Origin of the sequence: Paenibacillus ferrarius (assembly GCF_002027705.1) — a bacterium.
Classification (GTDB): Bacteria; Bacillota; Bacilli; order Paenibacillales; family NBRC-103111; genus Paenibacillus_E; species Paenibacillus_E ferrarius.
In genome coordinates this window covers 187,649-207,730 of record NZ_MBTG01000004.1, presented here as the reverse complement: position 1 = coordinate 207,730, position 20,082 = coordinate 187,649, and the positions used below count along the sequence as shown (strand labels likewise).

21 protein-coding genes are annotated in these 20,082 nt (G+C 47.9%); 10 read left to right on the top strand and 11 right to left on the bottom strand.

The genetic code is table 11. The features are described from left to right. Window positions 1-6: 6 nt before the first annotated feature. The gene (gene larB, locus BC351_RS06315) at window positions 7-783 is read right to left on the bottom strand and encodes a nickel pincer cofactor biosynthesis protein LarB (RefSeq protein WP_079409876.1); all 777 of its coding nucleotides are present in this window, start codon (window positions 781-783) and stop codon (window positions 7-9) included. Next, entirely contained in the window at window positions 780-1,628 is an 849-nt protein-coding gene (gene larE, locus BC351_RS06310; protein WP_079409875.1) for an ATP-dependent sacrificial sulfur transferase LarE, read from the bottom strand. The genes larB and larE overlap by 4 nt, the downstream gene beginning before the upstream one ends. Window positions 1,629-1,784: 156 nt before the next feature. Between larE and lipA the strand changes: the two genes are divergently transcribed. Together lipA and BC351_RS06300 are read left to right on the top strand one after the other, a co-directional pair. After that, window positions 1,785-2,660, top strand: a complete 876-nt coding sequence (lipA, locus tag BC351_RS06305) for a lipoyl synthase (protein WP_079409874.1) — start codon at window positions 1,785-1,787, stop codon at window positions 2,658-2,660. A 41-nt stretch (window positions 2,661-2,701) separates the two neighbouring features. Further along, the gene (locus tag BC351_RS06300) at window positions 2,702-3,019 is read left to right on the top strand and encodes a YutD family protein (RefSeq protein ID WP_079409873.1); all 318 of its coding nucleotides are present in this window, start codon (window positions 2,702-2,704) and stop codon (window positions 3,017-3,019) included. 55 nt (window positions 3,020-3,074) lie between these two features. Here the strand turns inward: BC351_RS06300 and BC351_RS06295 are convergent, their stop codons facing one another. The 4 genes from BC351_RS06295 to ylbJ all read right to left on the bottom strand — a co-directional run bounded on the left by BC351_RS06295 (window position 3,075) and on the right by ylbJ (window position 8,541). Then, window positions 3,075-3,887, bottom strand: a complete 813-nt coding sequence (locus BC351_RS06295) for an NAD kinase (RefSeq protein WP_079409872.1) — start codon at window positions 3,885-3,887, stop codon at window positions 3,075-3,077. Window positions 3,888-3,898: 11 nt separating this feature from the next. Continuing rightward, the gene (locus BC351_RS06290) at window positions 3,899-4,570 is read right to left on the bottom strand and encodes a flagellar brake protein (protein WP_079409871.1); all 672 of its coding nucleotides are present in this window, start codon (window positions 4,568-4,570) and stop codon (window positions 3,899-3,901) included. Window positions 4,571-4,697: 127 nt separating this feature from the next. Next, the gene (gene glgP, locus BC351_RS06285; RefSeq protein ID WP_244208898.1) at window positions 4,698-7,301 is read right to left on the bottom strand and encodes an alpha-glucan family phosphorylase; all 2,604 of its coding nucleotides are present in this window, start codon (window positions 7,299-7,301) and stop codon (window positions 4,698-4,700) included. Window position 7,302: 1 nt separating this feature from the next. Next, window positions 7,303-8,541, bottom strand: a complete 1,239-nt coding sequence (ylbJ, locus tag BC351_RS06280) for a sporulation integral membrane protein YlbJ (RefSeq protein WP_079409870.1) — start codon at window positions 8,539-8,541, stop codon at window positions 7,303-7,305. A 280-nt stretch (window positions 8,542-8,821) separates the two neighbouring features. Between ylbJ and BC351_RS06275 the strand changes: the two genes are divergently transcribed. Further along, complete coding sequence (locus BC351_RS06275) at window positions 8,822-9,214, top strand: globin domain-containing protein (RefSeq protein WP_079409869.1); 393 nt, start codon at window positions 8,822-8,824, stop codon at window positions 9,212-9,214. Between the two features lie 45 nt (window positions 9,215-9,259). Further along, a complete protein-coding gene (locus tag BC351_RS06270) occupies window positions 9,260-9,961 on the top strand; it encodes a DUF2225 domain-containing protein (protein ID WP_079409868.1) in 702 nt (233 codons plus the stop codon). 66 nt (window positions 9,962-10,027) lie between these two features. Here the strand turns inward: BC351_RS06270 and BC351_RS06265 are convergent, their stop codons facing one another. From BC351_RS06265 to BC351_RS06255, 3 genes are read right to left on the bottom strand one after another with little or no spacing between them, the layout of a single operon-like run. Beyond that, entirely contained in the window at window positions 10,028-11,134 is a 1,107-nt protein-coding gene (locus BC351_RS06265; RefSeq protein WP_079409867.1) for a GGDEF domain-containing protein, read from the bottom strand. Window positions 11,135-11,172: 38 nt separating this feature from the next. Then, window positions 11,173-11,409, bottom strand: a complete 237-nt coding sequence (locus BC351_RS06260) for a hypothetical protein (RefSeq protein ID WP_079409866.1) — start codon at window positions 11,407-11,409, stop codon at window positions 11,173-11,175. Between the two features lie 3 nt (window positions 11,410-11,412). Next, complete coding sequence (locus BC351_RS06255) at window positions 11,413-11,577, bottom strand: YycC family protein (protein ID WP_079409865.1); 165 nt, start codon at window positions 11,575-11,577, stop codon at window positions 11,413-11,415. Window positions 11,578-11,735: 158 nt separating this feature from the next. On the opposite strand from BC351_RS06255, the gene BC351_RS06250 reads away from it, so the two are divergent. Continuing rightward, entirely contained in the window at window positions 11,736-13,541 is a 1,806-nt protein-coding gene (locus BC351_RS06250) for a M3 family oligoendopeptidase (protein ID WP_079409939.1), read from the top strand. A gap of 93 nt (window positions 13,542-13,634) precedes the next feature. On the opposite strand, the gene BC351_RS06245 is transcribed toward BC351_RS06250, so the two are convergent. After that, window positions 13,635-14,885 (bottom strand): methyl-accepting chemotaxis protein, encoded by a 1,251-nt coding sequence (locus BC351_RS06245; RefSeq protein WP_079409938.1) that lies wholly within the window; start codon window positions 14,883-14,885, stop codon window positions 13,635-13,637. Window positions 14,886-15,267: 382 nt separating this feature from the next. Between BC351_RS06245 and BC351_RS06240 the strand changes: the two genes are divergently transcribed. Next, on the top strand, window positions 15,268-15,540 hold the full coding sequence (locus tag BC351_RS06240; protein WP_341865971.1) for an O-methyltransferase: 273 nt from the start codon (window positions 15,268-15,270) through the stop codon (window positions 15,538-15,540). A gap of 161 nt (window positions 15,541-15,701) precedes the next feature. Here BC351_RS06240 and BC351_RS06235 read toward each other — a convergent pair whose 3' ends face one another. Next, on the bottom strand, window positions 15,702-15,941 hold the full coding sequence (locus BC351_RS06235) for an alpha/beta-type small acid-soluble spore protein (RefSeq protein ID WP_079409863.1): 240 nt from the start codon (window positions 15,939-15,941) through the stop codon (window positions 15,702-15,704). A gap of 160 nt (window positions 15,942-16,101) precedes the next feature. Here BC351_RS06235 and BC351_RS06230 point away from each other — a divergent pair, with 160 nt between their 5' ends. The 4 genes from BC351_RS06230 (at window position 16,102) to BC351_RS06215 (ending at window position 20,082) form a co-directional block, all read left to right on the top strand. Beyond that, a complete protein-coding gene (locus BC351_RS06230) occupies window positions 16,102-16,614 on the top strand; it encodes a hypothetical protein (protein ID WP_079409862.1) in 513 nt (170 codons plus the stop codon). Further along, window positions 16,601-17,248, top strand: coding sequence for a ribonuclease H (gene rnhA / locus BC351_RS06225; RefSeq protein ID WP_079409861.1), 648 nt, complete (start codon window positions 16,601-16,603; stop codon window positions 17,246-17,248). The genes BC351_RS06230 and rnhA overlap by 14 nt, the downstream gene beginning before the upstream one ends. A 155-nt stretch (window positions 17,249-17,403) precedes the next feature. Next, window positions 17,404-18,498 carry a sugar ABC transporter substrate-binding protein gene (locus BC351_RS06220; protein ID WP_079409860.1) on the top strand — a complete coding sequence of 365 codons (1,095 nt, stop codon included), beginning with the start codon at window positions 17,404-17,406 and terminating at the stop codon, window positions 18,496-18,498. A 105-nt stretch (window positions 18,499-18,603) separates the two neighbouring features. Continuing rightward, window positions 18,604-20,082: a sugar ABC transporter ATP-binding protein gene (locus BC351_RS06215; protein ID WP_167388007.1), complete on the top strand. Its 1,479-nt coding sequence runs from the start codon at window positions 18,604-18,606 to the stop codon at window positions 20,080-20,082.

Here is a 20,082-nt window from a genome sequence, read left to right as displayed (position 1 = left end):
GAGGTCTCACACTCGTTTCGACATATTTTTGTTGATGAGTCCTGCATAGTAGCCAGCTCCGAAACCGTTGTCAATATTGACGACGGAGATACCTGGCGAGCAGCTGTTCAACATGGACAACAAGGGCGCGACACCTGCGAGATTAGCGCCATAGCCGATACTCGTCGGCACAGCGATGATAGGCTTGGAGACGAGCCCGCCAACTACGCTGGCGAGTGCGCCTTCCATGCCGGCCACGACGACAATCGCGTTAGCACCGCGAATGAGCTCCAGCCGGCGGAAAAGCCGGTGAATGCCAGCCACACCCACGTCGAACACCCGTTCAACGTGACTGCCCAGGCATTCAGCTGTAAGAGCGGCCTCCTCCGCCACGGGGAGGTCGGAGGTCCCTGCACACACGACGGCGATGTAGCCGTCGTGGACCTTCAGCAGCGGTCGCTTGAACCAAGTGAGCGACCGGGCAGTTTCGTGGTAGGTGACGCCTTCCACGGCAGCGACAACATGGGCGGCCTTGGCGGCGTCGACCCGCGTAGCCAGCACGCGATCGGTATGTTCCGTCAGCCGCCGGAAGATCGTCTCGATCTGCTCGGCGGTCTTGCCTTCCCCGAATATGACTTCGGGGAAGCCTGTTCGCTTCTCGCGATCGATATCGAGCTGAGCAAATCCAAGATCAAGGTTGCCGGGGCCATTGCCCGCGCCATCCTTGATGATTTGCTTTTTGGCTTCTTCTACGTCCAGGTCGCCTGTCTGGACGAGCTTTAAAATCTTTTCTAAGTCCATCATAGGGATGCTTCTTTCACCTTATCTTTGGTTTCTTTGGACAGTACTTCGTTCATACTGCCTGTACGGTAGCCTTGCAAATCCAGCGTCACGTAAGTAAAGCCGAGTTTGCTGAACTTTTCGTAAATGGCGTCACGATGTTCCACGACCTTATGTATTTCATCCGGCATGACTTCAATCCGGGCAATTTTTTCGTGGTGGCGCACACGTACTTGATACAGACCGAGCTGGGATAAGAAGTATTCCCCTTCATCCAACTGGTCAATTTTCCACTTCTCAATTTGCGTTCCATAAGGAATCCGTGAAGACAAGCAAGCAAAAGATGGTTTATTCCAAGTGCGAAGACCCAATTCTTTGGAAAGCTGTCTGATCTCATCCTTGGTCATGCCAGCCTCTTGCAGCGTACTGCGAACGCCTTGCTCGTTCTTGGCTTGGAGTCCCGGTCTATAATCACCGAGATCGTCCATATTAGAGCCGTCCAAAATATAAGGGTAACCTAACTCTTTGGCTAGATCCTGCAAGTGAGAATAAAGTCCCGTTTTGCAATGATAACAACGATCCGGATTGTTGGCGACGAAGTTCGCATTCTCCAATTCCTTGACCTCTGTTTGATACAGTGGGACACCGATTTGTTCAGCAAGTTCGACAGCTGCATCGAATTCCCTCGATGGGAATGTTTCGGATGCGGCAGTAACGGCAAGGACTTGATCGCCTAGCTCCTGCTTCGCACGCTTGAGGACGAATGTACTGTCCACGCCTCCGGAGAAGGCAATCAATACACGGCCCATGCCGCGCAGGATTTCGCCAAGCTTGCGGTCTTTCTCTCGTGTTACATCTGTTATGCTCATGTTTCTTCCCTCCCATACAGCCTTCATGTCATAAGCTGAGCTGTTTTGGTCCATCTAGATAAGTGTATCACAACTGACTGGCAAAGTGGATTGTTTTGTCAGTCATTCATGTTATAATAACAACAATGAGAAACCTACAAAAAGGCGGGAAATACAGTGCCTACTAAGCCATTAGAGAGAAAACCAGACTGGTTAAAAATTAATCTCAAGACCGATGAGAATTTCAAAGAAATAAAGTCAATGATGCGTTCCAAGACGCTGCATACGGTTTGTGAAGAAGCCAAATGTCCGAATATCCATGAATGCTGGGCCAATCGCACAGCGACTTTTATGATATTGGGTGACATTTGTACCCGAGCTTGTCGTTTCTGCGCTGTGAAGACAGGACTTCCGACTGAGCTCGATCTGGAAGAGCCGGAACGCGTGGCTGATGCTGCTTTGCAAATGGGACTGCGCCATTGCGTTGTTACCTCTGTTGCACGTGATGATTTGAAGGATGGCGGGGCGATGATCTTCGCGGAGACGATCAAAGCGATTCGCCGCAAATTGCCGCTGTGCACCGTGGAAGTGCTGATCCCTGATTTCTTGGGGCGCGAAGAATCACTGATCACGGTACTGGAAGCGAAGCCCGATATTCTCAACCATAATATGGAGACGGTGGAGCGTATGTCCGATCGCGTTCGTTCCAAAGCGAAATACCGCCGTTCCTTGGAGCTGCTTGAGCGCTCCAAACGAATAGCTCCGAACATTCCAACCAAATCCAGTGTTATGATTGGTGTAGGTGAGGAGTGGGACGAGTTGCTGCAGACGATGGACGACTTGCGTGCTGTGAACTGTGATATTATGACCATAGGGCAGTACCTGCAGCCATCCACGATTCATTTGGCTGTAGCCAAATACTACACACCTGAGCAATTTGCAATATTAAAAGAAGAGGGAATGAAACGTGGCTTTAAGCACGTAGAGTCAGGTCCTCTGGTACGCAGCTCTTACCATGCCCATGAGCAAGTAAAAGCGGCGTCCAACGATTAGTCTAACTTAACGGATCATAGAAAGGAGAGCTTCCTAACATCATGATTCATATTGCCAATAAAACATACGAGCTCGTAACCGATCATAAGAATGGCTGGAACTTTGAAGTGTTCAAGGAACGCTTCAGTGAAGTGCTGGAGCGTTATGATTATATTGTTGGCGACTGGGGATACAGCCAGCTGAGGCTGAGAGGATTTTTCAAAGAAATCCATCCAAAGGCAACCAAGGAATCATCGATTGCTTCGCTTCAAGATTATTTGAACGAGTATTGCAACTTCGGCTGCGCATACTTTATTATCGAGAAAGTGAATGCTGCGAAGCAGCAGCCAACTTCGGAAGTCGTTGCATCAACACCATAAGCATTGCCATAAATAAGACGCCCCGATCTCTTCGTGAGACGGGGCGTCTTATTTTTTATTTTAATTCTAACCCTACGAAGGCTTCGCGGACCCTGTTCCAGAAAGGGAATGGACGGAATCTGGCGAATTTCACTTTCACATTGGAGGCAACGCGGCAGCGAATCGAAACGACATCATTTCGCTGCATATACAAATGGTCAAGAGAAAGGAGCATCGTTTGCTGCGCCTTCGGATAAATATCGCAATGATGATGCTTAGGCAAAATCATGGAAGAACCCAGCGTTCGATACACCCGATTGTTAATTGAGGCGATTTCGGCAATTTGAATGGCTTCCAGGGAAGGGTGGACCATAGCTCCGCCCAAGCTTTTGTTATAAGCTGTGCTGCCAGCCGGCGAAGAAATGCAGATGCCGTCCCCGCGGAACATTTCGAACATTTCGTCGTTCACATGCAGACGTGCAACCAATGACACTTCAATGCCGCGCAAAGTGAATTCATTAAGTGCGAGATGGGTCTCGATGCCTTGTTCTGTCGTAATTTCAATTTCGACAACAGGATACTGTACAATATGAAGCTCCTCAGGTGTAGCGACGCTGAACATTAAGGATGCCAAATGGTCCAGTTCATCCGGTTTCCAATCCGCGAAAAACCCCAAATGCCCCGTGTGGATACCTACGAAGGCGATATGATCCAGATGATGTGTATATTTATGAAAGGCTTGCAGCATTGTGCCGTCTCCGCCAATCGATAGGACAATATCGGGATTCTCTTCGTCCCTAGGCATTCCATGCTGGGCAGCGAGTGTGTGAAACCGCTCTGTCAGGTCCTTGGAGATGGGATCTCCGCGTTCAATGACGTTGTATTTCAATGATGTTCCTCCTAATCTACCGAGCAGTATTTATCAATTTCTTGCAGGATCGATTCAGGTATATAGCGGAATTCGGCGGCAACGCGATAGGAATCATTGCTGAAATTCGTTACCCTGACAATTTCGCCATAGGCGGTAATGGGATGTGGAAACCCAGGAAGTATGAAGCTGAATTCTAAAAATAACGGATAAATAAGCCGATTGGATGTTACAAAAGAAAGACCTCCTGCGCTGATATCCAGCAGTTGTCCCGAGAAGGCAACACCCTTGCGTGCAGACAGGCCGCGAATGCCAACAATTTGGAGGGTAATCGGCGTACGAAGGGAGAGCTTAGCCCGGTTGTACTGTCGTTTCTGATGTTGATGAATTTCTTCGGGAATGGATAATGTGAGGTAACATATCGTTTTCTTCACTTCAAGCTGAAGCAAATCGACATACGCATAATATAAAATGCCATGATCTTTAAAAGAAAATTCAATGAATGAAACATGTTCCAATTTGTCAAAAGGAAATAGTCCGGACACATCTAAAAAAACGGTGAAGGATGATTCACCCAGTTTATCCATTGTAAAATTTTCTTCATAGCAAAAAGGTTGTCCGTCTTTACATTCTCCGACAACGATCAAATGACACTCCGTATGGGGCGCGATATATGCCATTTCCAGTGCTTTATTCCAATCCATAGCATCACCAAGTGGTTAGATTTGCATTCATGAACACTTGCACAACCCTGAAGGCCTCTTTTCATAATAATTTATAAAGGAAAATAAGAAAAGCCCCAAACGGGGCTTTATGTCGGAAAATCAGGTTTTATTGCCAAGATAAGGTGCTGGTCACCAGTGAAAGCTCAAAAGAATGAGCGAAGTTTGCTGAAATGGGTCGAACACGAATGGAGAAGTGCGGCCCATGAACAAGGTGCCCGGGAATCGTTGCTTTGAAGCTTTGCATCTGGTCGGTGAGCTCGCCTGAGGGTTCCATGGAGACAATCTTCTGTTTCCAATCCCCCGCATGTTCTTCGTAATAAACGACTTCAACAGCTGTGTCTTGCGGCCAGATCGGCCCGAAATGCACTTGGGCTGTGATTTCTTTGGTTGTCGGCTTCATTTCAGCCAGAGGCACTTCGGTGGAAAGCTTGGCGGAACGGTCGTCGATGCCGATAATTTTGACGTGATACCAGTTGTTGCGGATGAACTGTTTGTAGTCGGCAACTTTGGTAGCTACATCATAGTGGTTGGCGACAAAAAGTCTGGCTCTTTCGGCCGTAGGAAGATAGGTCTCTTCCGTATAGTCTTGAACCATGCGATGTGTGTTATACACAGGACTTAACGATTGAATAGAACGCTTCATACGGCTGATCCATTGATGGGGAAGCGCGCCTTGATTATAGTAGAGCGGAATGATTTCCTTCTCTAAAATGTGGTAGATCGCTTGTGTATTTTCTTTCTCCTGGGCTGCCCAATCCGCTGCGCCTGTTGACCCGATAGCCCAGCCATTCGTTCCGTTGTAGCCTTCCTCCCACCAGCCGTCGAGCACGCTGAAATTAAGCACACCGTTCATGGCGGCTTTCTGGCCGCTCGTGCCGCTGGCTTCAAGAGGTCTGCGCGGATTATTTAACCAAACGTCAACCCCTTGGACAAGGTAGCGGGCCATATTCATATCGTAATTTTCGAGTATGACGATTTTGCCAGCGAACTCTTTCATTTGGGAGACGCGATAAATATCGCGGATGAGCTCCTGGCCTGGGTAGTCCGCAGGATGTGCTTTGCCGGCAAAAATAAATTGGACCGGACGATCAGGGTCATTCATAAGCTTCTTCAGCCGATACAAATCATTGAAAATCATATTCGCGCGCTTGTAGGTTGCGAAGCGTCGGGCGAATCCGATGGTCAAGGCTTTGGGATTCAAATATTTTCTTACTTCTTGGATACGTTCTTCGGACTCCCCGTTGCGTTTGCGCTGTTCCAGCAAATTCTGGCGAGCGAAGCGTATCAGATCTTCTTTCAGTTGTTGATGCACGCTCCAGATGGATTCATCAGGAATGACCTCAATCTGCTGCCATTGATGCTTGTTGGCTTGCTCCTCACGCCAAGTTCCTGGAAGGAAACGATCAAACAGCTCTTTCCATTGCGGGGCCGTCCATGTGTCCATATGAACGCCATTGGTAATGGAGCCAATGGGAACTTCACTTGCGTCGATATGTCCGTGGAATTCTTTGAACATTTCGCGCGATACTTGACCATGTAGCTTGCTGACACCATTGCGCATCCCAGCTGTATTCATGGCCAAATGGGTCATATTGAATTGACCCGTATGATGATCAAGCCCGAGTGTTACAATTTGCTGCTTATGCCGTGACAGCTCTTGAAGGTAAGGGCCGAGATAGTGTTCCACCATCTCGATGGAGAACGTATCATGGCCAGCTGGAACAGGCGTATGGGTCGTAAAGACCGTTGCAGAGCGCACCGTTTCAACGGCTGCGTGAAACGGCAAACCCAGCTGGAGCAGCTCCTTGAGCCGCTCCAGCGTGAGGAACGCCGCGTGACCTTCATTGATATGGTAGACGTTTGGGTAGACCCCTAGAGCGCGGAGTGTTTTCACGCCACCGATGCCAAGGACCATTTCTTGGGCAATCCGTGTATCTTGATTGCCCCCATAAAGCTGAGCGGTCAACTCTTTGTCCGCCGGCTGATTAGACGCATGATCCGCGTCGAGCAGATAGACGCGATTGCGGCCGACCTGAATCTGCCATACCTGCAAGGTGATCGCCCGGCCAGGCATAGCAACGGAGACGGTGAGCTGTTCCCCATTATCGATGACAGGCTGGATCGGCAGCTTGGTGAAGTCGTAGGGATACAACTCGCTTTGCTGACCACCGGAGGCATCGATCTTTTGAGTGAAATAGCCCTTCTTGTAGAGCAGGCCAATTCCGATTAAAGGGATGCCCAAATCGCTGGCCGACTTTGTATGATCGCCGGCCAAGATGCCCAGACCGCCCGAGTAGATGGGCAAAGATTCATGAAAGCCGAATTCGGCCGAGAAGTAGGCGATTTGCACATAGCTTCGATCGGCATACTTGTCTTGGAACCAGGTTTTGCCGTTCAAATACGAATCAAACGTATCCATGACCCGGCGATAACGTTCCGTGAATTCCGTGTTGCTGCTCAGGGCTACGATTTGGGATTCGTCCAAATCTTGCAGTAGGCGAACAGGGTTATGGCCGGATGCGGCCCATTTGACAGCGTCGATCTCGGCAAAAAGCGCTAAAGCCTCGTGGTTCCAACTAAACCATAAATTAGCTGCCAACTCGCTCAAACGTGCAATTGGAGAGGGCCATTGTTTAACTGCTTGCGGGAAGACTGCTGCTTGCATATCTAGAGGTTCTCTCCCTTTATTATCATGATCGTGAATACCCATATTATCTTGTTCCACCAACCTTTTCATACACGAGTTTAAGTAAGGAATATGCAGTGAACAGTCCAGCGATGACTGTAAAAGAAGCGAGGATGACTATTCCGCTAACCGGAAGCATCAACTTTAAATAGCTGAGTACCGGGGAAGTTGGTTCATATTGCGGGAAAAAGGTTGCTTGAGAATCCCGGAATATTTGCATAGGCTCCCAGATTACGAGCACAATAGCTGCGGAGAGCAGGGCATGCGTGACTCTGGCAATGAGAAAAGGCAAATAGCGCAAATTCGTGTGGCTAAGCAGACTTACGATTTGAGCGTGAACCGACATGCCGCCCCATGACAAAATGAAAGCCCCGATCGCCACTTTGCTGGAAAGCGCCAGCGCATCTGGAGCGTTGCCCGCAGCTTTGGCCCCGAGTGTCACCTCAAACAAGCCATTGATTACCGCTTGCGATAATTCGTGAGGCAGTCCGATAAATTGCAGGATGGAGGAGATGAGGACATACATAACATTCATCACCTGAGCGGACGTAAGAACCTCCAAAACCACGGAGAAAAAGACGACAAGACCGCCCACTACAAACATCAGGTTAAGTGAATGCAGGATGGACTGGCTGAGCAGCGTTCCGATGGACCGGCCATCACGGATTCGGGCGGTGTGCATCGTTTCGAAGGCGCGTTTCCAGATCCAACCGCTGCTTGTGCTTTTCTGTGAAGTTGGCACGCTTTTACGGCCATGGAAACGCATCATGAAACCGATCAGAAGCGAGCCGCCATAGTGGGCTGTGGCAAGAATGATGGCCAAAGATGCATCATGGAAAAAGCCGATAGAAACGGCTCCGATCAGGAAGATCGGATCTGAGCTTGTCGTGAAGGCAACCAGCCGCTCGCCTTCCTCGCGATTAACCAGCCGCTGCTCCCACAGCTGGGAGGTCAATTTGGCCCCGATTGGATAACCGGACGCAAAGCCCATTGCCATCACGAAGCCGCCGATGCCGGGGATACGAAAGACAGGACGCATCATCGGATCGAGCAGTGTGCCGAAGAAATGCACGATGCCAAAGCCGAGCAAAATTTCAGAGATAACAAAAAAGGGGAATAGCGCAGGAAAGAGCACATCCCACCAAATGGAAACGCCGCGCAAAGCTGCTTGCAGTCCGTCATGAGGAAAGGCAAATAAGCATAGAATAATGGCAAACACAGCGAAAGCCATCAGTAGTACACCTGTGAAGTTTCGTTTCTGCATGGAATAGGACACCTCCTCCTATTCAACTATATGTGTGGTGTGGGACATACATGCCGTCCCAAAAAACTTAGACTTTGGTACTGTGCATGGCTTGTTTTTATGGTAAAATAGAACTAGTTCGAGTCTTATATCCTAGGCAGTGGGAGTGATTCAAATGACAGGTGTCATTGCCGGTTTGGTTGTTTGTATGTTCGTGTTTGTCATTCGAGAAACGCTCATGCCTACAGGGGACGAGGATTTAGAGAATTATTAAAGTAACTAAGAGTAGCGAGGTTTTCTCATGTCAGAGCGTGAACGCAGCACCTTGTATGAATTGATGGGGGGAGCAGAGACGGTTCGCCGAATCGTGGAGGCCTTTTATCCGAAAGTGCAGCAGCACCCTTTGTTGGCGCCTCTGTTTCCTTCCAATATAGATCCGGTAATCGAGAAACAATACTTATTTTTGAGCCAGTTTTTTGGAGGTCCAAGCTTGTATTCGGATATCCATGGACACCCGATGATGCGGGGGCGGCATATGCCTTTTCCCATCACGAAAGAGCGTGCCGATGCTTGGTTGGAGTGTATGGCAGAAGCCTTGACAGAAGTAGGACTTCCGCAAGATTTACGGGATTTTTTGCTGGACCGATTGAAAGGCTCAGCCTATCATTTTATCAATACTCCAGAAGACGAATAGTTCTCAGCTCCTACATATTTTTCACTCAAAAGGCGGGGTTTTCAGATGGTTGAACCTTTATACGAAATTGCAGTGAAGTGTACCTATTGCGACAACGCCTTCAGAACGATGAAGGTTCGCCCAAGCTTCAAAAAAGCGAGCAAAACGGATGCGGATTTCTGTGTTCACTATAAAGACATCAACCCGGACTATTATGTTGTGAGGATTTGCCCGTTTTGTGGCTATGCACATACGGAAAACTTTGCAGATAAATGGCATCCGGGTCAAAAAGAAGCCTTCTATACGAAAGTTTCCAAGAACTGGACAATGCGCGATTATTGTCGCGAGAGAACCTGGGAAGATGCGCTTTACAGCTACAAGCTGGCACTGATCAGCGCACAGATTAAGGATGAGAAATCCCGTGTCGTCGCTGGTCTTCTTCATCATCTTGCATGGTTATATCGGGTTAAAGGGGATTGGGAACAAGAAGAGAGATTCTTGACCTATGCTCTGGATGCCTATGTCAGTGTGTTTGAGACCGAAGGAATGGATATTAATAACGCAAGGCTCATGTATTTAATGGGAGAGCTGAATCGCAGATTGAGCCGGTTTAATGAGGCAGTCAAGTGGTTTTCGCGGATTATTAATGATCGGAAGATTATGGATGCAGCAATGATTCGGGCGAGTCGTGAACAATGGGTAATCACCCGTGAGGATATGCTGGCTATACGGATGGAGCTTCCGGAGGAAATGAAGCAAGCGACATAAGGGACTTCATGAATAAGATAAGAACGCTTAACGATTCGCGGGAATGAACGGATTCCCTTGAATGGCTTAAGCGTTCTTTTTGTGGTTGCCAACAGGTATATCTTCGTAAAGGGTGGAACAATTTTTCCCACTATGCTTGGAGGCATAGAGAGCTTGATCCGCTTCGTAAATAATCTGTGTCAGATTGACTTGAGGTGCTACAGCAGTCGAGATGCCAATGGAAACCGTAATTGGCGATTGATCATAGTGCCTTTTGTGGAGGAAGCTTTCCGTCACGACGGAGCATAACCGTTTACCGTATAGGTTAAGCGTCAAAGGATCTGTTTCTGTGCTTAGGAGGATGAATTCTTCCCCGCCATACCTAGCGATGTAATCCTGCTCTTGGATATGGTGTTGAAGCACCGTACTAACCTCTCGAAGCAGTTGGTCTCCTTCCAAATGTCCGAATTGATCGTTGTATTGTTTGAAGTTGTCCAAATCGATCATCATGATTGATATTCGGCGTTTGTTAAGCTCGTTATCGGCAATCGGCATAAAGCTGCGTAGATTGGGAAGCTTAGTTAGGCTGTCTTGATTAGCCTGCAGCTCCATCTGTCGCTGAAGCCGCCAGCTTTTGTTCTCATCATTCACCATAATGATGATGATAATGAAGGTAGCCGACATGATAGCTAGCATAAATAGCTGATCAATAGTGTAAAGCCAAGTCAGCTTCCCCTGCAGGAAGCCGTAAATAACAAGTCGAAGGAGGAAGACATAGGCACATATTTGGAGCCCGTGCCGAATAGAAATGTCCAAGAAGCCTCTGCGGTATTCTTTGTTGTGAAACAACGAACTGATGAGAGCAGGGGCTAGCAAGTCTTGTAAGATGATGAACCAAGACTGGCTTTCATGCGAAATGAAACTGTAACCGATGGGCATTACGGTGGACAGCAGGGCAACGGGAAGACCATAGCGCAAGCCGGCCATGAAGACGGGCAAAGAACGCAAATCTATGAGTCCAAGCGCCTCTGGCAAAGGTTCTAGCATCATGATGATACAGGCGAGGCCTGTGAGCAGAGGGGCAAGGAATTGCTCATAGGAATCGAACAGCATCTTGCTGCGAACTTTCATCGCTATGTAATTAAGGGTGACTAATGTACATGCGCTTGTCAAAGGAACGAGGTACTCATTCATACGGGCTCTTTCTACTCCTTGCGCTTTGGAAGCTACGATTAATGGTTCCGAATAGCGGTGTCCGCCAATAAATAATCGCGGTCTGTATCAACGAGCGTCAACTTGTTATGACAGCAAGGGAACACAAGCAGCTTTTTCTTGCCTTCGCGTATGGATGTCAGTTCATCGATTTTCAACGGCAGCAGCACATTAGGGCTATGGCAAAAGGGACATTCGGCCACATAAATGTCCTTCATTACAATGTCATAAGGCCAAGTATTAGCGAAAGGAATCAAAGCTTACTTCGATTCTGGTTCGCTTGGTTCCGCTGAGGAATTTTTCGCGAGCTCGGCTAATTTCTGAAGCAAAATATGTTGTGGCATATGCATGAGATGTTCGAGCGGCACTTTCAGCTGTTCAGCTAGCTTCACGGCTGTTTCCGGGGAAATTTGTAACGGTTTCATAATTGGAATTCACACCATTCTGTTCCGATTTATATTGAAGGAACTTACTTCATTGAATCATACTTTTTGGCCAGAAGCAATGAGGAAGATTACGATCATTGCCGATCGCATATCGTTTATGATTTAATAAAAGATGGAAAGGAAAGGTGATCGCTTTGCTGCATTTACCTCTTAATCAAACATGGGATTTGGATACCTTTTTCCCTGGCGGGAGCGAGTCTTCTGCATTCGCAGCTCATCTGAAAGAGCTGCAAGCTTCAATCGCGTCATTTCGAGAGCAAGTACTGGCTACTCCCTCACCACAGCAGGCGTCAGACACAGATTCGTTAGCGAAGCTGATCGACTTGCTGCAGCATAATTTGAAACATATTTTGGAAGCAGATTCCTTCGTGGGATGCTTGCTGGCCGACAACCAGAAGGATAAGAAAGCTCCTGTACTTAGTGGACAAGTCAAAAGCTTGTTTGCGGAGCATCTGTCATCACTCACACGGTTCGATCAAGTACTGACTGGAATTCCGGATAATGTATGGTCTGAACTGCTGCAGAAAGAACCCTTCCAAGCGATCGCGTTTTCTCTGAATGAACGTCGCGCTTTAGCCCAAGAAAAACTGCCGCCTGAACAGGAAGCATTAATTAATGATTTGGCCGTTGATGGCTATCATGGGTGGGGAGATTTGTATAATACGACCGTTGGTCAATTCCGTATGCCGGTCGAAGTTGAGGGTAAACAGGTGGAGCTTTCTGCTGGTCAAGCCTTTAATAAGCTGCACACGGAGAATAGGGAAGAACGGCTGGCGCTTTTCGAGAAATGGGAACAAGCTTGGACGGACAAGGAAGATTATTGTGCCGAGGCTTTGAACCATTTGGCTGGCTTCCGTCTCCAGGTGTACAAATATAGAGGCTGGAAAAGCATACATAAAGAGCCGCTTGCCATCAATCGGATGGAAGAGAAAACGCTGAATGTCATGTGGGATGTGATTGACCGCAACAAAGCGATTTTCGTCGATTATCTTAATCGTAAAGCGCAGCTTATGGGGGTTGAGAAATTAGCTTGGGTGGACGTAGATGCGCCGCTGGGTGATTCCTCCAAGAAGATATCTTATGATGAAGGCGCAAGTCTCATTATTGAGCAATTCCAGCGTTTCAGTCCCAAGCTGGCAGCCTTCTCAACAGAAGCTTTCGAGAAGCGTTGGATTGAAGCCGAAGACCGAGCTGGGAAACGTCCTGGCGGTTTCTGTACTTCCTTCCCGATGGCGGGGGAAACACGGATTTTCATGACGTACGGCGGAACGTTAAACAATGTGTCTACCCTGGCTCATGAGCTGGGTCACGGCTACCATCAGCATGTCATGACGGATATGCCGGCTTTAGCGCAGGAATATGCGATGAACGTTGCGGAGACAGCATCTACTTTCGCAGAGATGATCGTTGCCGATGCGGTTGTGAAAAGCGCAACTTCCGATGAGGAACGGATTATTTTGTTGGAGGATAAAATCCAGCGCGCAATTGCGTTCTTCATGAACATCCATGCCCGCTTTATTTTTGAAACGAATTTCTACGCAGAACGGAGTCTAGGACTTGTTAGTGTGGAGCGTCTGAATGAGCTGATGGTAGATGCTCAAAAGCTGGCTTTTAAGGATGCGTTAAGCAGCTATCATCCGCATTTCTGGGCAGCCAAGCTGCATTTCTACGCAACGGATGTGCCCTTCTATAATTTCCCGTATACCTTCGGCTACATGTTCAGTGCAGGTATTTATGCGAGAGCGGTGCAAGAAGGTCCGGCCTTTGAAGATAAGTATATCGCACTGCTCCGAGATACAGGCAGCATGAACGTGGAGGAGCTCGCTCAGAAGCACCTTGGCGTTGATTTGACGGAGCCTGACTTCTGGCAAAGCGCAGTGGATATGGCAGCTCAAGATGTGTTGCAGTTCATGGAGCTGACAGCAGCCAAAGTTCAAGCATAAAAAAAGGCTTTTCCTCGCTGTACTGCGAGGGAAAGCCTTTTTGGTTATGTAAGAATGGATGAAGGATGGATATGCTGAACTTAGGTAGCGAACTTATAATTTGAAGATTTGAATGGTTTGCTGCAGCTGCGTTACTACACGTGTCATTTCCTCGGCTTGAGAGACAATGCCTTGTACGGTTGCAATTTGCTCGTTCATGGAAGCAGAAACTTCCTGTGTTCCGGCTGCTGATTGTTCCGTGATGGCCGAGATGTTCTCCATGGCTGATGCGATTTGTCCGGAACTTGCCAGCATTTGCTCGCTTTCCTCGGCGAAGCGGGTAATCTCTTCTGAAATAAAGCCGACGCTTCCAACAATTTCGGCAAAAACAATTTCCGTTTGATCAATGAGAACGGTTTGTTTCTTAACAACATCCTCATTGACTTGGATGCTTCGAATCGCTTCTTGAATGCCTTGTTCGATGCTTTTCACGAAGCCAAACACTTCGCGTGTCAGTGATGTTGATTCCTCAGCCAGCTTACGCACTTCCTGGGCTACGACCGCAAAGCCGCGGCCATGCTCGCCAGCTCTGGCAGCTTCAATGGAAGCATTAAGAGACAACAGGTTGGTTTGCTCAGCAATTTCAGAAATGGAACGCGTTACACTCGAAATGCCGGCGGCTTGCTTAGCCAACATGTCGATGGTATCAGACACTTGCTGCGTGACTTCAACATTTCGTTTCATGCCTACGCCTTGGCTCTCCACAGAGTTGCGGCCTTTCTCTACAAGCGTCATCATTTGATCGGAGCGCTCCTTCATTTCTTTGGCGGAGCCTGCGTAGTTGACGATTCTCACTTCGATGTCCTTGGACGTAATGGAAACGCCGGATACTTCTTCGGATATTTGTCCTGCACCGGATGCGAGTTCATGGGCCGAAATGCTTACTTGCTCTAGGACTGTGCGGAAGTTTTCATTTTTCACATAAATATCGCGGCTGGTTTGAAACACTTGCTTGGAAATGGAACCTGTATCACGGAGAATGTCGCGGAGCTTGTCAATCATTTTGTTGAAGGATTGACCCAGCTGTCCGAGCGTATCATCCGAGGTGATGGTTACCTTTTGAGAGAAGTCACCTTTGGAAATATTAAGGGCAATGCGGGAGAGATCGGCCACGGGCTCTGTCAGCTGGTTCTCGAACCATCTAATGAAAGGATAGCTAATGGCTAGAAGTACGACCAGGAAAATAATTCCTAGTAAGCGGTTCCAATCCGATGCAAATGTCAAAATCAACATGAAAACACAGTTTAATCCAATCAGGGCATAACAACCAAGCTGCAGTTTCTTTCTAAACGATAGGGTTGACATTTTATCCAATCTGACCGACTCCTCGCGAAATTTTGTTTATTGATGCAGGAATATGCGGGCTATTTTGAAAATTATACCATTGAATACGGAAACATTCTACAAGATTTCGACAATTATCGTTTCTTGCGTGAAACGAAGGTAGGATTACCCAAGAAAATTTATAAATAATAGGGATAATTAGATGAATACTGGAAGGAAATTGTTGAATTATGTAAAATCTATGGATATAATAGGTCTACAGTCATATAACTTGCATAATTAGTAAAAAATAAAAACTTAAGGAGCGATAAATCTGGAGCAGATCCCACTTGCAAGACAAATTGACATGGTGTTTAGGAAAATTAAAGAAGAATTATCACATGTGACTTCAGGGACAGTTTTTGTGCACATTCGTAACAATGAAATCGGGAAGTTTGGCATTAAACACCTTCCATTCGAGAGTAAAGACGGCGTACTACCGGCAACTACGGTTAAAGGTTTAACGGAACTGCAATATCAATCTTTTCGTCAGATGGCTATAGAATCGTTGAAACGAAAGAAAAGCTGGACACATGGTGAAATCTTATTTGATTTTACGATTAGACAAAATGTTGTTTCTGCAAGTATTAGCTTTGAAAGTAATTATAATATGGCTAATTATGCGAGAACGATTTAGAGCACTTATCCTAATGTTATGGATTAAAAAAGCAACCCCAGTCATGTTGATGACTGGGGTTGTTTTGGCAAATGGGCTTCATTTGCACGAAGAAAAAGGGCTTTCTCTAAGTAGCTAGCTACTTATTAGAAAGTCCTTGTCTGTAAGTATAGGGAAAGCTGTTATCTGCTGAAACGATTAGCGCTGCCGCCTGCAAGCTGCTGTTCAGCAATTTGAACGAGGCGACGAGTGATGCTGCCCCCAATGGAGCCTGTATCACGGGAAGTCATGTACCCATAGTAGCCGTCTTGAGGAATTTGGATACCTAGTTCTTGAGCAACTTCATATTTCAATTGATCCAAAGCTTGTGAAGCTTGAGGAACAACGAGAGAGTTGCTGCTGCGAGATTGTCCTGATGCCATCTGATATCACCTCCAGTAATAGGTAGTATAATCTTTTTTTGAAAATATACTCATCAAATAAATGGAAATTTTCACCACTTTGTTGCATGCTGAAAGCAGAATGATGCAGTCTTTGCTATAATAGGAAAAGTGAGTACAAGGAAGGATGGAGGCGGGGAAAATGCTTGATGTTTCCATAAAGGGTTGGTCCCACGATAAAGATTTGCAAATCATCCAAGCGGATGTCCTTATGGCGGTGGACGACAGTGTTCTGGTGGAAGAGCCATTGTGCGTGGATGTTGGACTTCCAGCCTTCTTATATAGTGCACTGTACGATACGACACCGAATCGGTTTGCGCCGCCGGATCAATGGGAACGGATGCCTTTCTTTGTTTGCGGCTGCGGAGATCCGGAGTGTCGAGGGTTTTCGTTTGTTGTGAACCATCAGGCGGAGCAGCAAGTGGAGCTTATCGCTGTGGAAGAGCGTACGGATGGGACGTACCGCGAGCTCGAAACGCATATGATCCCGAGCATGGATTATAGAAAGCAAGTTGTAGCTATAGGTGAAACGTATCTTCAATTCATAAAGGAGTTGGATTATAGACCTTATTTGGCAGATACGGTGAAAGTGGTAGAAGACTTGGTGCATCAAATACATCAACAAATACGGAGTGATTTAGATGGCAGCAGTTAAATTTTACGTCGTTTGGGTGGGGCATAAGCCTGGTATTTATAAAAGTTGGGCGGATTGCCAAGCACAGACGAAGGGGTATCCTCAGGCAAGATTCAAATCATATGAATCCGAAGCGGAAGCGCGTCAGGCCTTGGAGAAGGGGTGGCAAAAGTCGCTCAATTTCTCTGGCAAGGGTAGTAGTGCAGCGACGAATACGAGTAAATCAGCGAGTCCTGAGAGCGCACCCGAAATTGATTTTGACAGCATTTCTGTGGATGTGGGCTGTTCAGGCAACCCCGGAATTGTGGAGTACAAAGGTGTTGATACGAAAACAGGTGAAATTATTTTCTATCAAGGGCCGATTGCCAAGGGGACGAATAATTTGGGTGAGTTTCTGGCGATTGTGCATGGTTTGGCCTATTTGCAGCAGCAGGGAAGCAATAAAACGATTTATACCGATTCAGTGACAGCACTGAGTTGGCTTCGGAAAAAAGAAGTATCCACGAATTTGGTGCGGGATTCCTCAACGGAAGAAATATGGACGCTTGTTGATCGTGCTTTGAAATGGCTTCGCAGCAACAGTTATTCGAACAAAATTGTGAAGTGGGATACGAAAAAGTACGGAGAAATTAAGGCGGATTTCGGTCGTAAATAAAAGAATGTCGAAAATTAGCAAAATTCAATTAAAAACTATTGACGAGAAATCCTTCCAAATGCTAATATACAATAATTCCTACTAAACAACTCGGTATATAAATCCGATAGAGTAGATAGGTAATTAGAGATGAGCATGGATCGGGAGGGTAACTCATGAAAAGAACAAAGGTAGTCAGCTTATTTATTATTTTGGCGGTGTTTGGAAGTCTATTGGCAGCCTGCGGACAAAAAGAGAGCAGCAGCGCCACGACAACACCCGCAGCAAGCACAAAAGCAACAGAAACAGCGAAGGCCGCTGATTTAAATGGCAAGAAAATTGCACTTATTATGCAGTTTAATACAGGTACTTTTTCATCGCAGTATGTTGAAGGCGTGAAAGAACAAGTAGAGAAGCTTGGCGGTAAAGTAACGGTGTTCGTTGCTGATACGGATCTGGCGAAAATGGCATCCAACCTGGATGCCGCTATTAATCAGAAATTCGATGGCATTCTGATCGACCATGGCACGGCTGAAGCACTTGAGGCCGGCGTGAAGAAAGCAATCGAGAAGAAAATTCCGGTTGTCAGCTTCGACTCCATTCTAACCGTACCAGGTGTGACTTCCTTGGAGCAAGGCGATCAAAAAATGGCGGAAGCTACTTTGGAGCAATTGGCTAAAGATGCTGGCGGCAAAGGGAATATCGTTAAAGTATGGGTAGCCGGTTTCGCCCCTATGGAGCGCAGACAAGAAGCTTATCAAGCTTTCCAGAAGAAATATCCGGATATTAAAGAAGTAGCGGCATTCGGAACGGCCAAAGACCCTGCTTTGGATACACAGACACAAATGGAAGCCATTCTTAAGAAATACCCGAACAAAGGCGATATTACAGCGATATGGGCAGCTTGGGATGAGTTTGCCAAAGGTGCTTCCCGTGCGATTCAACAAGCAGGCCGTACCGAAATTAAAGTATACGGCATCGACCTTAGCGATGAAGATTTGCAGCTTCTGCAAGATCAAAAAAGCCCTTGGGTAGCATCTGCTGCCGTAGATCCAAAAGATATCGGACGCGTTCAAGTCCGTTACTTGTACCAAAAGCTGCATGGCGATCAAACGCCTGAGAAAGTTGTTCTGGATCCTGTATATGTCTCCAGAGAGCAACTGCCGAAGGACAAGCAAGTGAATACAACACAGCTTAGCGAATACGTAAAAGGCTGGGGCGGAAGCCAACAAGGCTACACGGATTGGTTGAAAGCAGCAGAAAAAAAATAAACGTTCATAGTGAAGTCCCATCGCAGCTTATTAGCGATGGGACTTTCAGATTGACATGAGAGGTGAAGGCGGTTGCTGACGAAGGATAGCGCAGCTTTGTTACAAATGAGGGGCATTTCCAAATCGTTTACAGGTGTGAAGGCGCTGCAGGAGGTTGATTTTGACTTGCATGCGGGTGAAATTCATGCCTTGCTGGGTGCAAATGGAGCTGGGAAGAGCACGTTGATGAAAATCTTGTCAGGTGCGTACACCTACGATGTTGGTCAAATTGCGATTGGCGGTCAGGCACAATCCATTCAAACGCCCAAGGAAGCCATGGCTCAGGGGGTCTACTGTGTCTATCAGGAAGTGGATACAGCGCTTGTGCCTGAGCTTACGGTGACAGAAAACGTGATGATGGATCGCATGGTTCAGGGCGGAGCCTGGATCAGCTGGCGCAAGCTTCATCTCGAAGCGGAAGCGATTCTTGCCAAGATCGGGGCGACGTTCTCTGTGCGCCGCAAGGTCGATGAGCTGAGCATCTCCCAGAAGCAGCTGGTCCTGATTGCCAGAGCGATGGCGCACAAGGCGAAGATCATTATCTTCGATGAGCCGACGGCCCCCCTCAGTTTGGAGGAATCGGAGCGGCTGTTCCAGATTATGGACAGCCTCAAGCAGGAGGGAGTGGGGATTATCTTCATCTCCCACCGCTTGCAAGAAGTGTTCCGGGTGTCCGACCGGATCACGATTATGCGCGACGGCCGCCATGTGCTCACGCAGGCGGCCGCGGCTATGGACATCGCCAAGGTGATCGAGGCGATGCTGGGCAAAACCTTCACCGAGGAGTTTCCCAAAGCCAATGTGCCCATTGGCGAAACGCTCCTCGAGGTGAAGGGACTGCGCCGCGGCACGAAGGTGCGCGGCGTCAGCTTTGCCCTGCGCCGAGGTGAAATCCTCGGCGTCGTGGGGTTGGTCGGCGCCGGCAAGACGGAGCTGAGCCGACTGATCTTCGGCGCCGACGCCGCGGACGGCGGCGAGGTGTGGCTCAGCGGCCGCAAGCTCGCGCTGCGCCAGCCGGACGATGCCGTGCGCGCGGGCATCGCGCTCGTGCCTGAGGAGCGCCGCAAGCAGGGCGTCCTCGTGGAGGAGACCGTGAAGCGCAATCTGTCGCTTCCCATACTGCGCAAGCTGAGCTCGCTAGGTTTCGTGCGACAGCGCGAGGAAAGCGAGCACGCGATTAAGATGGTGTCGCAGCTTGGCGTGCAGCCGGGCGATCCGAACCGCGTGGTCAAGCATCTTAGCGGAGGCAACCAGCAGAAGGTCGCGGTAGGCAAATGGCTGCCGACGAACGCGGAAGTCTATCTGTTCGACGAGCCGACCAAAGGCGTTGACATTGGCGCCAAAAGCGATATTTTCCGGCTGATTGGGCAGTTGGCTTCGGAAGGCAAAGGCATTATTTATTTATCTTGTGAGCTGAATGAAATTATAGGAATTGCTGATCGCATTTTGGTGATGAGCTATGGTTCTGTCGTGAAGGAGCTCTCCCGCGAGGAAGCGACGCAGGATCTCATTTTAACGTATGCGAGTGCGGGGGAGGCTGAATAA

Excerpts from the sequence above, each read along its gene's own strand:
- larB (WP_079409876.1), bottom strand. The coding sequence starts at position 783 with ATGATGGACTTAGAAAAGATTTTAAAGCTCGTCCAGACAGGCGACCTG.
- BC351_RS06230 (WP_079409862.1), top strand. The coding sequence starts at position 16,102 with ATGCTTGATGTTTCCATAAAGGGTTGGTCCCACGATAAAGATTTGCAA.
- glgP (WP_244208898.1), bottom strand. The coding sequence starts at position 7,301 with ATGGGTATTCACGATCATGATAATAAAGGGAGAGAACCTCTAGATATG.
- BC351_RS06265 (WP_079409867.1), bottom strand. The coding sequence starts at position 11,134 with ATGAATGAGTACCTCGTTCCTTTGACAAGCGCATGTACATTAGTCACC.
- rnhA (WP_079409861.1), top strand. The coding sequence starts at position 16,601 with ATGGCAGCAGTTAAATTTTACGTCGTTTGGGTGGGGCATAAGCCTGGT.
- BC351_RS06220 (WP_079409860.1), top strand. The coding sequence starts at position 17,404 with ATGAAAAGAACAAAGGTAGTCAGCTTATTTATTATTTTGGCGGTGTTT.
- BC351_RS06300 (WP_079409873.1), top strand. The coding sequence starts at position 2,702 with ATGATTCATATTGCCAATAAAACATACGAGCTCGTAACCGATCATAAG.
- BC351_RS06255 (WP_079409865.1), bottom strand. The coding sequence starts at position 11,577 with ATGAAACCGTTACAAATTTCCCCGGAAACAGCCGTGAAGCTAGCTGAA.
- BC351_RS06270 (WP_079409868.1), top strand. The coding sequence starts at position 9,260 with ATGGTTGAACCTTTATACGAAATTGCAGTGAAGTGTACCTATTGCGAC.
- BC351_RS06215 (WP_167388007.1), top strand. The coding sequence starts at position 18,604 with ATGAGGGGCATTTCCAAATCGTTTACAGGTGTGAAGGCGCTGCAGGAG.
- larE (WP_079409875.1), bottom strand. The coding sequence starts at position 1,628 with ATGAGCATAACAGATGTAACACGAGAGAAAGACCGCAAGCTTGGCGAA.
- BC351_RS06245 (WP_079409938.1), bottom strand. The coding sequence starts at position 14,885 with ATGTCAACCCTATCGTTTAGAAAGAAACTGCAGCTTGGTTGTTATGCC.
- BC351_RS06290 (WP_079409871.1), bottom strand. The coding sequence starts at position 4,570 with ATGGATTGGAATAAAGCACTGGAAATGGCATATATCGCGCCCCATACG.
- BC351_RS06235 (WP_079409863.1), bottom strand. The coding sequence starts at position 15,941 with ATGGCATCAGGACAATCTCGCAGCAGCAACTCTCTCGTTGTTCCTCAA.
- ylbJ (WP_079409870.1), bottom strand. The coding sequence starts at position 8,541 with ATGCAGAAACGAAACTTCACAGGTGTACTACTGATGGCTTTCGCTGTG.
- BC351_RS06275 (WP_079409869.1), top strand. The coding sequence starts at position 8,822 with ATGTCAGAGCGTGAACGCAGCACCTTGTATGAATTGATGGGGGGAGCA.